The organism is Sulfitobacter donghicola DSW-25 = KCTC 12864 = JCM 14565 (assembly GCF_000622405.1).
Taxonomy (GTDB): domain Bacteria; phylum Pseudomonadota; class Alphaproteobacteria; order Rhodobacterales; family Rhodobacteraceae; genus Sulfitobacter; species Sulfitobacter donghicola.
Genome location: NZ_JASF01000005.1, coordinates 657,232 through 670,924 on the forward strand (window position 1 = coordinate 657,232; position 13,693 = coordinate 670,924).

At 57.9% G+C, this 13,693-nt stretch carries 12 protein-coding genes; 7 read left to right on the forward strand and 5 right to left on the reverse strand.

The genetic code is table 11. The features are described from left to right. Positions 1-24: 24 nt before the first annotated feature. The 6 genes from Z948_RS0104230 (at position 25) to lpdA (ending at position 7,106) form a co-directional block, all read left to right on the forward strand. Positions 25-2,979, forward strand: a complete 2,955-nt coding sequence (locus Z948_RS0104230) for a 2-oxoglutarate dehydrogenase E1 component (protein ID WP_025058329.1) — start codon at positions 25-27, stop codon at positions 2,977-2,979. Positions 2,980-2,983: 4 nt separating this feature from the next. Next, positions 2,984-4,483, forward strand: a complete 1,500-nt coding sequence (gene odhB, locus Z948_RS0104235) for a 2-oxoglutarate dehydrogenase complex dihydrolipoyllysine-residue succinyltransferase (protein WP_025058330.1) — start codon at positions 2,984-2,986, stop codon at positions 4,481-4,483. Positions 4,484-4,605: 122 nt separating this feature from the next. Continuing rightward, positions 4,606-5,046, forward strand: coding sequence for a L,D-transpeptidase family protein (locus Z948_RS0104240; protein WP_245604550.1), 441 nt, complete (start codon positions 4,606-4,608; stop codon positions 5,044-5,046). Positions 5,047-5,089: 43 nt separating this feature from the next. Beyond that, positions 5,090-5,314 (forward strand): hypothetical protein, encoded by a 225-nt coding sequence (locus Z948_RS0104245; protein WP_025058332.1) that lies wholly within the window; start codon positions 5,090-5,092, stop codon positions 5,312-5,314. Between the two features lie 9 nt (positions 5,315-5,323). Further along, positions 5,324-5,593, forward strand: a complete 270-nt coding sequence (locus Z948_RS0104250) for a hypothetical protein (protein WP_025058333.1) — start codon at positions 5,324-5,326, stop codon at positions 5,591-5,593. 124 nt (positions 5,594-5,717) lie between these two features. After that, on the forward strand, positions 5,718-7,106 hold the full coding sequence (lpdA, locus tag Z948_RS0104255; RefSeq protein WP_025058334.1) for a dihydrolipoyl dehydrogenase: 1,389 nt from the start codon (positions 5,718-5,720) through the stop codon (positions 7,104-7,106). Between the two features lie 18 nt (positions 7,107-7,124). Here lpdA and Z948_RS0104260 read toward each other — a convergent pair whose 3' ends face one another. From Z948_RS0104260 to Z948_RS0104275, 4 genes are read right to left on the reverse strand one after another with little or no spacing between them, the layout of a single operon-like run. Next, positions 7,125-7,730, reverse strand: a complete 606-nt coding sequence (locus tag Z948_RS0104260) for a pyridoxamine 5'-phosphate oxidase family protein (protein ID WP_025058335.1) — start codon at positions 7,728-7,730, stop codon at positions 7,125-7,127. Further along, on the reverse strand, positions 7,714-8,457 hold the full coding sequence (locus Z948_RS0104265) for a lysophospholipid acyltransferase family protein (protein ID WP_037951646.1): 744 nt from the start codon (positions 8,455-8,457) through the stop codon (positions 7,714-7,716). Before Z948_RS0104265 ends, Z948_RS0104260 begins: the two co-directional genes overlap by 17 nt. Beyond that, positions 8,454-9,362, reverse strand: a complete 909-nt coding sequence (locus Z948_RS0104270) for a cell division protein FtsX (protein ID WP_156023477.1) — start codon at positions 9,360-9,362, stop codon at positions 8,454-8,456. The genes Z948_RS0104265 and Z948_RS0104270 overlap by 4 nt, the downstream gene beginning before the upstream one ends. Next, positions 9,359-10,036: a cell division ATP-binding protein FtsE gene (locus Z948_RS0104275; protein ID WP_025058338.1), complete on the reverse strand. Its 678-nt coding sequence runs from the start codon at positions 10,034-10,036 to the stop codon at positions 9,359-9,361. Before Z948_RS0104275 ends, Z948_RS0104270 begins: the two co-directional genes overlap by 4 nt. A 167-nt stretch (positions 10,037-10,203) precedes the next feature. On the opposite strand from Z948_RS0104275, the gene Z948_RS0104280 reads away from it, so the two are divergent. Further along, complete coding sequence (locus Z948_RS0104280; protein WP_025058339.1) at positions 10,204-11,028, forward strand: zinc-ribbon domain-containing protein; 825 nt, start codon at positions 10,204-10,206, stop codon at positions 11,026-11,028. A 20-nt stretch (positions 11,029-11,048) separates the two neighbouring features. Here Z948_RS0104280 and Z948_RS0104285 read toward each other — a convergent pair whose 3' ends face one another. Continuing rightward, a complete protein-coding gene (locus Z948_RS0104285; protein WP_025058340.1) occupies positions 11,049-13,676 on the reverse strand; it encodes a TIGR02302 family protein in 2,628 nt (875 codons plus the stop codon). Positions 13,677-13,693: the final 17 nt, after the last annotated feature.

Below are 13,693 nucleotides of genomic sequence, written 5' to 3' on the forward strand. Positions count from 1 at the left end.
TGTTCGCCCCTCAGGAGGCTCCACATGACCGACAATCCCGCCAACGACCAGTTCCATGCCTCTTCCTTTATGCAAGGCCACAATGCCGAGTATCTAGAGCAGATGTATGCGCGCTATGCCAATGACCCCAATGCGGTTGATGAGGCATGGCAGCAATTCTTCAATGCCCTCGGCGATGAAGAAAACGCCGTAAAGGCCGAGGCCGCTGGCCCCTCTTGGGCGCGCGGCGACTGGCCTCCAATGCCAGGTGATGATCTGACGGTTGCCCTCACCGGTGAGTGGCCTGTCGAGGCAAAAGCAGCTGGAGGCAAGATCGCCAAACAAGCGGCAGCGAAAGGGGTTGAGGTCACAGACGACCAAATCCAGCGTGCCGTGCTCGACAGTATCCGCGCGTTGATGATCATCCGCGCCTACCGCATCCGTGGCCACCTTGCCGCTGATCTTGATCCGCTGGGCATGCGTGAAATCACCAACCACCCAGAGCTTGATCCAAAATCCTACGGCTTTACCGATGCCGATCTGGATCGCCCGATCTTTATCGACAACGTGCTGGGCCTGCAGATCGCAACCATGCGCCAGATCACGGGCATCCTGAAAACAACCTATTGCGGCACCTTTGCGCTGCAATACATGCACATCTCCAACGCTGAAGAAGCAGGTTGGCTGAAAGAACGCATCGAAGGCTACGGCAAAGAAATCCAGTTCACCAAACAGGGCCGCAAGGCGATCCTGAACAAGCTGGTCGAGGCCGAAGGTTTCGAAAAGTTCCTGCATGTTAAATACATGGGCACCAAACGTTTCGGCCTTGATGGCGGCGAAAGCCTGATCCCCGCGATGGAGCAGATCATCAAACGCGGCGGCAACCTTGGCGTGCGTGACATCGTCATCGGCATGCCCCACCGTGGCCGCCTGTCGGTGCTGGCCAACGTGATGCAAAAACCCTACCGCGCGATCTTTAACGAATTTCAGGGCGGCAGCTTTAAACCGGAAGACGTGGATGGCTCGGGCGATGTGAAATACCACCTCGGCGCCTCCTCTGACCGCGCCTTTGATGGCAACACCGTTCACCTGTCGCTGACGGCCAACCCATCGCACCTAGAGGCGGTAAACCCCGTTGTGATCGGCAAGGTCCGCGCCAAACAGGACCAGCTCGGCGATACAGATCGCACTGCCGTTATGCCAGTGTTGTTGCACGGTGACGCGGCCTTTGCTGGCCAAGGTGTTGTGGCGGAGTGTTTTGCGCTGTCTGGCCTGCGCGGCCATAAAACCGGCGGCACCATGCATATCGTTGTGAACAACCAGATCGGCTTCACTACCGCGCCGCACTTCTCGCGCTCCTCACCCTACCCCACCGACAACGCGTTGGTGGTTGAGGCGCCGATCTTCCACGTGAACGGCGACGACCCAGAGGCCGTTGTACACGCTGCCCGCGTCGCAACCGAATTCCGCCAGAAGTTCCACAAAGACGTCGTGATCGACCTGATCTGCTACCGCCGCTTTGGCCACAATGAAGGGGATGAACCGATGTTCACAAACCCCGTCATGTATAAAAAGATCAAAAAGCAGAAAACCACGCTGACCCTCTACACCGACCGTTTGGTCAAAGACGGCCTCATCCCCGAGGGCGAAGTCGAGGACATGAAAGCCGAATTCCAAGCCAAGATGAACAACGAGTTCGAAGCCGGTAAAGAATACCGCCCGAACAAGGCAGACTGGCTGGATGGCAAGTGGTCGCATCTGGACACCAACCAAGAGCAATACCAGCGCGGCGAAACCGCCATTGCACCAGAAACCCTGACAGAAGTCGGCGGCGCCCTCAGCACCGTTCCCGAAGGCTATCCAATTCACAAGACCGTCGGTCGTTTGATGGATTCAAAGGCCAAAATGTTCGAGACAGGCAAAGGCTTTGACTGGGCCACCGCCGAGGCGCTAGCCTTTGGCTCGCTGCTCACCGAAGGGTACAAGGTGCGCCTTGCAGGTCAGGACAGTACGCGCGGTACCTTCTCGCAGCGCCACTCGGCCCTGATCAACCAAGACACCGAAGAGCGTTACTACCCGCTCAACAACATCCGCAAAGGTCAGGCCGAATATGAGGTCATCGACTCCATGCTGTCCGAATATGCGGTGCTGGGTTTCGAATACGGCTACTCGCTGGCCGAGCCAAACGCCCTGACCCTATGGGAAGCCCAGTTCGGCGATTTCGCCAACGGCGCGCAGATCATGTTTGACCAATTCATCTCCTCAGGTGAAAGCAAATGGTTGCGCATGTCCGGCCTCGTTTGCCTCATGCCACACGGCTATGAAGGCCAAGGCCCCGAACACTCCTCGGCACGTCTTGAGCGTTTCTTGACCATGTGTGGCGGCGACAACTGGATCGTGGCGAACTGTACAACACCCGCCAACTACTTCCACATCCTGCGCCGCCAGCTGCACCGCAGCTATCGCAAGCCGCTGATGTTGATGACCCCGAAATCCCTGCTGCGCCACAAACTGGCCGTCAGCAAGGCCGAGGAATTCACAACAGGCTCCAGCTTCCACCGCGTCCTCTGGGACGATGCCCAGCAGGGCAATTCGGATACGAAACTGGTCGCGGATGACAAAATCAAACGCGTCGTCATGTGCTCGGGCAAGGTCTATTATGACCTCTTGGAAGAGCGCGACGCACGCGGCATCGACGATGTCTACATCCTGCGCTTTGAACAATACTACCCGTTCCCAGCCCAATCCGCCGTGAAAGAGCTTGAACGCTTCAAGAACGCCGAAATGGTCTGGTGTCAGGAAGAACCCAAAAACCAAGGCGCATGGAGCTTTATCGAGCCAAACCTTGAATGGGTCCTTGGACGCATTGACGCAAAACACAACCGGCCTGTCTACGCTGGCCGCGCAACAGCCGCATCGCCTGCAACCGGCCTTGCCTCGCAACACAAAGCACAACAATCAGCACTCGTAGACGATGCGCTGACAGTAAAAGGATCCTGAAATCATGACTAGTGAAGTCCGCGTACCCACATTGGGTGAATCAGTTACCGAAGCGACAGTCGCAACATGGTTCAAAAAACCAGGTGATACAGTCGCCGTTGACGAAATGCTGTGCGAGCTGGAAACCGACAAGGTCACCGTCGAAGTCCCCAGCCCCGTTGCTGGCACACTCAGCGAGATCGTCGCAGCCGAAGGCGAAACAGTGGGCGTTGATGCGCTGCTGGCCAATGTATCAGAGGGCGACAGCGCCGCAGCCCCAGCGGCCGCACCAGCCGCCGCCGCTCCCGCAGCCGAAGCTGCCGCCGTTGACGTTATGGTCCCAACCCTTGGTGAATCCGTAACCGAAGCAACCGTCAGCACATGGTTCAAAAAGGTCGGCGATACCGTCGCTCAGGATGAAATGCTGTGTGAACTGGAAACCGACAAAGTTTCCGTCGAAGTGCCCAGCCCAGCCGCTGGCACATTGACCGCCATTGTCGCCGAAGAAGGCGCAACCGTAGATGCATCCGCCAAACTGGCTGTCATCTCTTCTGGCGAAGGTGCCGTTGCCGCGCCCGCAGCAGCTTCCCCAGCCGCAGCCGCCCCAGCAGCCGCAGCAGGTGGCAAAGACGTTGAAAACGCCCCTTCCGCCAAAAAAGCAATGGCCGAAGCAGGCCTCAGCAGCGATCAGGTCACAGGCTCGGGCCGCGATGGCCGCGTCATGAAAGAAGACGTCGCCGCCGCGATCGCAGCAGGCACATCCGCCGCCGCCCCTGCACCAGCAGCCGCCGCAGCCCCACGTGCCCCTTCCAGCGCCGATGATGCATCCCGCGAAGAGCGCGTGAAAATGACCCGCCTGCGCCAGACCATCGCCAAGCGCCTGAAAGACAGCCAGAACACAGCTGCCATGCTCACCACCTATAACGAGGTCGACATGACCGAGGTGATGGCCCTGCGGAATGAGTACAAAGACCTGTTCCTGAAAAAACACGGCGTGAAACTGGGCTTTATGTCCTTCTTCACCAAGGCCTGTGTGCATGCCCTGCGCGAAGTGCCCGAAGTGAACGCCGAAATCGACGGCACAGACATCGTGTATAAAAACTTTGTCCACATGGGCATCGCCGCTGGTACGCCAACGGGCCTTGTTGTGCCTGTGATCCGTGACGCGGATTCCATGTCCTTCGCCGACATCGAAAAAGCCATCGGTGAAAAAGGCGCCCGCGCGCGTGACGGCAAACTCTCCATGGCAGAAATGCAGGGTGGCACCTTCACCATCTCTAACGGTGGTGTCTACGGCTCGCTCATGTCCTCGCCCATCCTCAACCCACCACAGTCCGGCATCCTCGGCATGCACAAAATCCAAGACCGCCCCATGGCGATCAACGGCCAAGTTGTAATCCGCCCGATGATGTACCTTGCCCTGTCCTATGATCACCGCATCGTAGACGGCAAAGGCGCCGTGACCTTCCTTGTACGTGTCAAAGAAGCACTGGAAGATCCCCGCCGCCTGCTGATGGATCTGTAAAAAGAGCGCCGACAGTGATCCGTAAATTTTCAATTTTATTTGTTTTTATTGGCGTCACTGTCGGCCTCACGACCGCATATACTATGGGCATGCGCTTCTTTGGGTCAGGTACACCCCCAGAAATGGCGGATCCTTCACTTCAGGCCACGCGTGTCATGGTTGATAAGTCCGAGCGCATCCTCACTTTGCTCCGAGATGGCGAACCTATTTTGTCTGTTCCCGTTTCTCTGGGGGCCCAGCCTGAGGGGCACAAGACTCAAGAAGGGGATGAGCGGACACCCACAGGGACCTACGTGATTGACTGGAGAAACCCAAATTCGATTGCCCATCTAAGCTTGCATATTTCCTACCCGAACGAGGTTGATGCGCAAAACGCGACAACCCGTGGCGTTTCCCCAGGCGGAAACATCATGATCCACGGCATTGCGAATGGCTGGGGCTTTCTAGGAAAGCTGCATAGGTATTGGGATTGGACGAACGGCTGTATCGCTGTCACAAATACCGAAATGAAAACCATTTGGTCGTTTGTTCCCAACGGCACCCCAATAGAGATAACCGAATAACCCCCCTAGGCGAGCAAACGACAATACCACACAAAAGGAAAAGATGGCCTATCTCACCCCCCAAACCCTAACCTGCCCCTCCTGTAGCCACACAGGACCGCTCACTTGGATCACGGGCATCCCGCTGGACAACAAACCCCGAGCGGGGCGAGGATATGTCAAAGTCCACAAGAGCGGCGATTGGATCATTGAGAAGACAAAAACCGAAACCATCGTAAACTGCCCCACCTGTAACACCGAAGTCACCCGCCGCAGCCGAACGCCTTAAGGAGAGATCATGGACACTCAAATGATTTGCCACTTCGAAGTCACCAATTTTGACGATTGGCAGACCGCATTTAATGCCGATGAGGAATCCCGCCGCGACGCTGGCCTCAGCGTGCTGCAAATCTGGCGGGACGCCGATAGCACAACCCATGCTTTTGCCCTGCTGAACGTCAACGACCGCAAGCGCGCTGACGCTTGGATCACCCGCTCAAACGCGCTCAGCTCGGATGATGCCTCGACCGTCACCAGCGCCAGCCACTATTTTATCAAAACGGCCTAACGCCCCGAACACCCCGCCCCCAAATCCTTTGGAGGCGGCCCGAACAAGAACATCCAACGTATGCATGCGCGGTGCACAACCTGTGCACAGTGTGTGACACCCGAATTTTTCCAAGGAGACTCTCATGTCTGATTATGACCTCATCATCATCGGTTCCGGCCCCGGCGGCTATGTAGCCGCAATTCGCGCGGCGCAACTCGGCATGAAAGTTGCCTGTGTTGAGGGCCGCGAAACCCTCGGCGGCACTTGCCTGAATGTCGGCTGTATCCCGTCCAAGGCGCTGCTGCATGCCTCCCATATGCTGCACGAAGCCGAGCATAACTTTGCCGAGATGGGCCTCAAAGGCAAAAGCCCCTCTGTCGATTGGCCGCAGATGCTCAAGTACAAGCAATCCACCGTCGACACCAATACCAAAGGCATCGAATTCCTGTTCAAAAAGAACAAGGTAGACTGGATCAAAGGCTGGGCGACCATCCCTGAGGCGGGCAAGGTCAAGGTGGGTGATGACATCCACAGCGCCAAGAACATCATCATCGCAACAGGCTCGGAGCCCGCGCCGCTGAACGGTGTAGAGATCGACGAGAAAGTCGTCGTGACCTCCACTGGCGCGCTGGCCCTTGGCAAAGTGCCAAAGAAGATGGTTGTGATTGGCGCAGGCGTTATCGGGCTTGAGCTTGGCTCGGTCTACTCGCGTCTGGGCACCGAAGTGACCGTGGTAGAATTCCTTGATCATGTCACACCAGGCATGGACGCCGAGGTGAGCCGCCAGTTGCAAAAAATGCTGACCAAGCAAGGCCTTAACTTTGTCATGGGCGCCGCTGTTCAAAAGACAGAGGCCAGCAAATCCAAAGCAAAAGTGACCTATAAACTGCGCAAGGATGACAGCGAACATGTGCTGGACGCAGACGTCGTTCTGCTCTCTACGGGTCGCCGCCCCTATGTTGATGGTCTGGGCCTAGACGCGCTGAACGTCGCAATGACCGAGCGTGGCCAGATCGCCGTGAACGACAAATGGGAGACCTCCGTCAAAGGCATCTACGCCATTGGTGACGTGATTGAAGGCCCCATGCTGGCCCACAAAGCCGAAGACGAAGGCATGGCAGCAGCAGAAAGCATCGCAGGCCAGCACGGCCATGTGAACTATAGCCTCATCCCTGGCGTGATCTACACCCACCCCGAGGTCGCAAACGTCGGTGAAACCGAAGAGACCCTAAAAGCCGCTGGCCGCGCATATAAAGTTGGCAAATTCAGCTTTATGGGCAACGCCCGCGCCAAGGCGAACTTTGCGGGTGACGGCTTTGTAAAGCTGCTGGCGGACAAAGACACCGACCGCATTCTAGGCTGCCATATCATCGGCCCAGCAGCGGGTGAGTTGATCCACGAAATCTGCGTTGCGATGGAATTTGGCGCCTCGGCCCAAGACCTTGCCATGACCTGCCACGCCCACCCGACCTTCTCCGAAGCCGTCCGCGAAGCGGCGCTGGCCTGTGGTGACGGTGCTATTCACATGTAAACGATTGCGCGCGGCCAGCTACCACATGGTTTTGGCCGCGCGCGGCGCCCATTCGGCGTCATATTGCGCGCCACCTTCTGCCCCTTGCGACACTTCGGCAAGGATCTCCCCAACGGTAGGCAGGCCGTTGCTTTCGTCCCTACCTGCCCATGTCCCCGCCCGCATCAGCGCACGCGCGCATTGCGAATAGACTTCCTCGATATCGATGATGATCACGGTCGCGGGTTGGCGGCCCTTTTTCTCAAAGTTTTCGCGCAGCGCGGCATCTGCCGTCAGCCATGCCGTTCCATTAACGCGCACAACATTGTTTGATCCTGGCACCATAAATAACAGCGATATGCGCCCGTCTTTGACGATGTTGCGCAATGTGTCCAACCGTTGATTGCCCCGCCAATCAGGCAGCGCCAGACGGCGGGGGGTCAGCTCTTGCACGACAGGGCCATCGTCACCGCGCGGGCTGCCATCTGTACCCTCAGGGCCAACCGTGCTGAGGATGCATAGGCGCGACGCCATGATCCATTTTCGGTAAAGCGGCGTAAGGTGATCGGCCACTTTTTCCAAAGACGCAGCACCGGGTGTGCCGTACAGCGCCTCTAGATCGGGAATGCTATTTATCTTGTCCATACAGATGCGCGACCCCTGTTTCTGCCAGCAATGCGTCAGATGCTGTCTCAATCTGCTGCTCTAGTTTCGCGACGAATGCATCGCGCTCTAGACCCGCTGGGATTGGTTCTAGGAACTCAACAACCGCAACACCCGGACGGCGGTAAAGCCCACGGCGCGGCCAGAACACGCCAGCGTTTGTCGCCACGGGATAGCACGGCTGCCCCAACTGCTCATACAAAACAGCAGTGCCAACCTTATACGGCATTTTGGAACCGGGAGGCGAGCGCGTGCCCTGCGGATAGATCACCAACTGCCCCGGCTCGCGCTGGCCTGCTTCGACATCCGCAAGCATCTTGGTGATGGCAGCACCGCGTTTACCGCGATCAACAAATACCATCTGCATCTTGGTGGCATATTGCCCCAAAACCGGAGACCAGCGCAGTTGGTTTTTCATCACAAACTTAGCCGCTGGAAGCGCGTGGAAAATCATCAAAATATCTAGGAAAGATTGGTGTTTGGAGGGGACAATGCACGCCCCCTCTGGCACCTCGCCGCGCACTTCGCAGCGCAGGTTAATCATCCAGCCCGCCGACCAGATCACCCAGCCTGCATAGGTGTGGCATGCCGCATAGGCGCCGCGTTTTGAAAACATCGCCCAAGGCGCAAACACAAGGCCGATGAGCGGCAGAGTGATCGTTGCTTGAATGATGAAAAGGATCGAGCGGATCCACTGCAAAATGTTCATGACAAACTTTCCAATGTTCGGCGCGCGGCAATGCGCGTCGCCATAAACGCGACAGCGGCCGCAAGGGGCGGGATAAGCAGGGGCATCAACCAATGCACACCCTGAAACCCTAAACCGGTGAGGAAACTGGCCGTTTCGTCACCGCCACGGGGCATGAAAAAGACAGCAATCATGCCCAACACCATTCCCACGGCAGCGCCAATAAGCGCGCGCAAGGTAAAGCGGCGGATAAACGCATGGGCGATGTAATCATCCGTTGCACCAACCAGACGCAAAACGGCAATCAATTGGGCGTTCGCGGCCAAGGCAGCATTGGCCGCAAGGGTCACCATCGCAGCCGTTACCGCCCCGATCAGCAGGATCGATGCCCAGCCAAGAAGGCGCAACCGAGATGCTGCTTTGACCAAAGGCGCGCGCCAGCGGCTGTGATCATCCAGAACAGCCCCCGGCACTTCGGCTGCCAAACGCAGGCGCAGCCCCGCTGCATCCATCCCCTCGGATGTCTCGATCACTTCGATCAAACGCGGAACAGGCAGCGCCGCCAGCTCTAGCCCCTGACCAAACCACGGCGCCAAAAGGGCGGCTTGTTCATCGTCGCTCAATGCGCGGGCTTCCTGTACACCGCGTGTTGTTTCTAAGATTCGCAGCGCGGCATCGGTTTGCGCCTGCCGCTGATCTGACGGAGCTGCAATTCGGATCGTGGCAGAGCGGGCCAGCTCTTCGCCCCAACGATCGGCAAGCCGCCCAGCGGCCAGCGACATGGCCAAAGCAAACACCGCCAAAAACGCCATTGCGCCTGCTGCGAATAACGTCAGCTGCGCCGTAAACCCCGAAGGGGGCACAACGCGGTCAGCCTGCGCATCAGATTGAAGCGCCCTGCGGATGGTATCCAAAACCTTGTTCACAAATCCGCTCCGGCCAATTGAATGCGGCGGTTCGCAATTCTAAGCACCCGCGCCTGTACATGTGCCTTGGTTGCGCGGATCAGGCTAAGGTCGTGGGTGGCGATCAGAACGGTTTTGCCCATGCGGTTCAGCTCGATCAGCAACCTCAACAGGCGCTGGGACATCTCCCAATCTACGTTTCCTGTGGGTTCGTCGGCCAGCACAACATCAGGTGACATGATGACGGCACGCGCCAAGGCCGCACGTTGGCGCTCGCCCCCCGACAGCTCAGCCGGAAGAGCATGGGCACGCTCGGTCAGGCCAACCCAATGCAGCAAATCATTCAGGTCTTCGCCAGCGGCCTCGGCACTGCGGCCTGACACATGAAGCGGCAGCGCGATGTTTTCACTAACAGGCAGGTGGTCCAAAAACTGGCAATCCTGATGCACCACGCCAACACGGCGGCGCAGCAAAGCAACATCATCGCGCGTAAGGCTTCGCACATCTGCATCAAACAGGCGAACATGTCCTGCAGTCGGCAACAGCGCCCCGTAACATAATTTCATCAGGGTGGTTTTCCCAGACCCTGAAGGCCCCGTGAGAAAATGAAAAGACCCCGGTGCGAGTTTGAGAGAGATGTCCGACAACAGCTCTCCACCGCTATAGCTATACGCTACGTTTTCCAGCTCAATCACTGTTTGCCCCTATCCTTTGGCCTGTTGTGCCTGAGCATCGCTTGGTTTTCAATCCGTCCCCGCCCGCCAATCGCATTAGATTGCCCCTTTTCGTAGTGTTAGTTAACACTTATGGTAAGGTATATGAGTGGTAACTGGGCCAATCGGCCAATGTTTCGGGGCGTCAAATGAGACTAGTCTGTCCAAACTGTGATGCACAATACGAAGTGCCTGATGAAGTCATGCCAGCCGCAGGGCGGGATGTGCAATGTTCGAACTGTGGGCAAACATGGTTTCAGGAGCACCCTGACCATACCCCAAAAGACGAATTGGAGGGCATGGACCCACCAGCGGCAGATGAGGAAATCGCCCCACCGCCGCCACCTGCGCCCGCCACCCCCGAACCCGAGCGCAAGCAACTAGACCCAGCTGTTGCCGATATTTTGCGCCAAGAAGCCGAGGCCGAACAACAGGCACGGCAGGCGGCGCAATCTGGAGGGCTGGAAAGCCAGCCAGATTTGGGATTGGGGTTGGAAACAAGCGATGCTGATCGGCGCGCAACCGAAGCGCGTGAACGTATGGCGCGCCTGCGCGGCACCGACCCAGCCGAAGTTCAAGCCGCAGGCGGGAGTGGCGTTGCAGAGACGACATCCTCCGCAGCTTTGGGATCACGACGCGACCTATTGCCCGACATCGATGAAATCAATTCGACCCTGCGTTCGGGGTCGGCCCGCAGCGGCGCAGGTGCCGCTGACATTGAACCAGAAATCGAAGCGCCAACGCATCAGCGTAAGCGCCGTGGTTTCCGCACGGGGTTCCTTACTGTTCTGCTGATTTTCATCGTGCTTGCCGCGATCTATATTCTTGCACCGCGTCTGGCCGAAGCCGTACCAGCATTGGAATCCCCATTGCAGAGCTATGTCGCATTTGTCGATCAAGGGCGCGGTTGGTTGGATAGCAAAGTCCAAGGATTGCTCAAATCCTTGGATTCAGCTGCCGAGGAAAGCCAGTAACAACAGTTACATCACCTAAATCAGAACCGGTCTAGCAATCGGTTCAGATAATCCCGTTCCAGTTTGGGGCGGGTGGCTTCCTCTGAGTGGCGGCGAATTTCGTCGTATAATTCACGCGCTCGGTTATGGGCATCATCGTCCAGATTGGCTTCGCTATCGCTGCCCGTTGCGCCATTGCTACCTTGATCGCGGCCCAGCGGATCGCGGTTATCGGCGCGGCGGTCGCTTTGCTGGCCGCCCTGCCCCTGCTGCTGATTGCGCTGCTCTTCGGCGATGGCTTCGCCAAGGGATCGCATGCTGTCGCGTAGGGCTTCCATGGCTTGGGATTGGTTATCAATCGCCTCAGCCAAATCCCCGTCACGCAGGTTTTGCTCGGCCTCATCCATTGCATCGCCCGCACGGCCCAACGCATCCCGCGCAGCGTCACCTTCAGGTGTGCCTTGGCCTGGCATGCGGCCTTCTTGCCGGTTCAATTCATCGCGCAATTGCTGCTGACGCTGGGCGAGGCTTTGTTCCTGCCCTTGCCCTTCTTGGTTTCCTTGGCCTTGCTGACCACCGCCACCTTCCTCACCATTCTGGGAGTTCTGCTCGCCTTCGCCTTCGCCTTGCTGGCCCTCATGGCTTTGGCCGCGCCCTTGGCCCCCATTGCGCCCCTCATTGCCTTGGTTTTCACCAGCCTGCGCATTTGGGTTAAATTGTTCCTGAAGATCGCGGAAGGCCTGATCGCTAAGGCCTTGTTGTTCGCGCAGCGTATCGGCAAGCCCTTCCATGGCCTGTTCACCCGGTGATTGGCCACCCTCGCCTTGCTGGCCTTCGGTGACCTGCATGTTTTCCATCATCTCTTGGAATTCTTTTAAGGCCTGTTCTGCTTCGGCCATGCGGCCCTGTTCCATCAGCTCTTGGATGCGGTCCATCATGCGTTGCAGATCATCCTGCGTCATTTGCATGGATTCACCCTGCTGCTGTTCGCCGCCTTCCTGCTGGTCTTGGCGTTGGGCCTGTTCGCGCTGAAGCTGCTGCATGTATTCTTCGGTGGCGCGGCGCAATTCCTGCATTAGCTCTGCGATCTCTTCGTCAGAGGCGCCGTTTTTCATCGCCTCATTCAGGCGTTCCTGAGCGCGGCGCATACGTTCGCGCGCATCTTCCAGATCACCTTCTTCCAGTTCAATCGCAAGGTTCCACATGTCTTGGGCCAGCTTGCTTTGATTTTCATCGTTGATCCCGAAACGGGCCAGCATCTCAAGGCGGTCAATCAGTTTTCGCAACCGCAACGCCGTCGTTTCCGAGCGAAAAGCCTGCTGGGGCAGATAGCTAACCGCCCGCAGGATTTGCCCCGAACGGCGCGCATTGCTCCTGCTCCACAAAAAGTCGCGGCGCATCTCGATCAAGGCCGCTGCCGTTGGGTCGAAAAAGCGGCGCCCTGGCAGGGTCATCTGGGTGGGTGCGGTTTGCGCCTCTTGCTCGGCGGCATCCAGCACCTTCATAGAGACCGTAACAGGCAGGTTCGCCCAAGGGTGCTGTGAAAAATCGTCGATCAGGTTTTCCTCGAACGCAACACGGTTGCCAGCGATGGGCATCGGCAGCGGTACGATGATTTCGGGCTGGGGATCAGGATCAGTGACCAGACCATAGCGGCGATCAACCGAGGCAAGATCCAGCAAAATCCGTGCCTCGCCTGCCTCGACGCCATAGTCATCTTTGGCCGCGAAAGGCAGACGCATCTCACCCAAAACAGAAACCTCTGGCTTACCAAGGATCACCACCTCTGGCGCCGCATCCTGACGAACCGTCACATTCCAGTGGCGCGCATCGGGACCGTCGACCGAGATCACACCGTTTTTGGAAACTTTGAAATCAAACGCCATTTTTGCGGGAGCTTCGGGATCAGCCTGCGCGGTGTTGCCCGACACGGTTTCGGACACCTCTAGGGCGCCGACCTCTCCATATAGACGCATGGTGATAAGCGTCCCGATCGGCAGCTCGATCTCTCCTGCGTCTTGGTCATTCAGATAAAGCGTGGGTTTACCCGAATAGCGCGGAGGCTCTGCCCAGCCTTCCCAAACGGGGCCAGAGATAGCAGCGCCCGTACCGCCTGACGCCATTTGCGCAACCGTGCCAACCCGCCAGATCGACCCGAACAATAGAGCAACGGCAAAAGCCAATACCGCGACCAGTCGAAACGCATAGGGATCACGTGAAGAGACGCGCAAATCGGCCGGAACCGATTTTGCCTCTTTGACGCGCTCGGCCATGCGGCGTTTATGGGCGCGCCAGACGGCGGCGGATGCTGCGTCCTGCTCTCCTATCGCTTGATCATCCAACAATGCGGTTAGGGGGCGCCCCTTTAGGCTGCTATCCAAACGCGCCATGGCTTGGGGTTTGGTTGGCCAAGCCCAGTGGCGATAGGCATAAACAACTGCCCAGATCCCCGCCGCAGTAGCAAGCCCGACAGCGCCCCATAACACCTCGATCGGGACAACCTCGTGCAGCCCCAGCATCGCCGCAGCAAGGGCAAAGAGGATCACAGCCATCAAAGGCCATAGGCTCTGCGCGGCCACTTCGGCAAACATCCCCAAACGCGTCAACCGCAGCGGCCAGCGCAAACCAGCTAGCGTGCGGCGTAAATCATCTGGGGTAAATTGAACCATCAGGACCTCTCAAAGGC

Bases quoted from the DNA above. Each gene is read 5' to 3' on its own strand.
- Z948_RS0104230 (WP_025058329.1), top strand. From the start codon at position 25: ATGACCGACAATCCCGCCAACGACCAGTTCCATGCCTCTTCCTTTATG.
- odhB (WP_025058330.1), top strand. From the start codon at position 2,984: ATGACTAGTGAAGTCCGCGTACCCACATTGGGTGAATCAGTTACCGAA.
- Z948_RS0104240 (WP_245604550.1), top strand. From the start codon at position 4,606: ATGGCGGATCCTTCACTTCAGGCCACGCGTGTCATGGTTGATAAGTCC.
- Z948_RS0104245 (WP_025058332.1), top strand. From the start codon at position 5,090: ATGGCCTATCTCACCCCCCAAACCCTAACCTGCCCCTCCTGTAGCCAC.
- Z948_RS0104250 (WP_025058333.1), top strand. From the start codon at position 5,324: ATGGACACTCAAATGATTTGCCACTTCGAAGTCACCAATTTTGACGAT.
- lpdA (WP_025058334.1), top strand. From the start codon at position 5,718: ATGTCTGATTATGACCTCATCATCATCGGTTCCGGCCCCGGCGGCTAT.
- Z948_RS0104260 (WP_025058335.1), bottom strand. From the start codon at position 7,730: ATGGACAAGATAAATAGCATTCCCGATCTAGAGGCGCTGTACGGCACA.
- Z948_RS0104265 (WP_037951646.1), bottom strand. From the start codon at position 8,457: ATGAACATTTTGCAGTGGATCCGCTCGATCCTTTTCATCATTCAAGCA.
- Z948_RS0104280 (WP_025058339.1), top strand. From the start codon at position 10,204: ATGAGACTAGTCTGTCCAAACTGTGATGCACAATACGAAGTGCCTGAT.
- Z948_RS0104285 (WP_025058340.1), bottom strand. From the start codon at position 13,676: ATGGTTCAATTTACCCCAGATGATTTACGCCGCACGCTAGCTGGTTTG.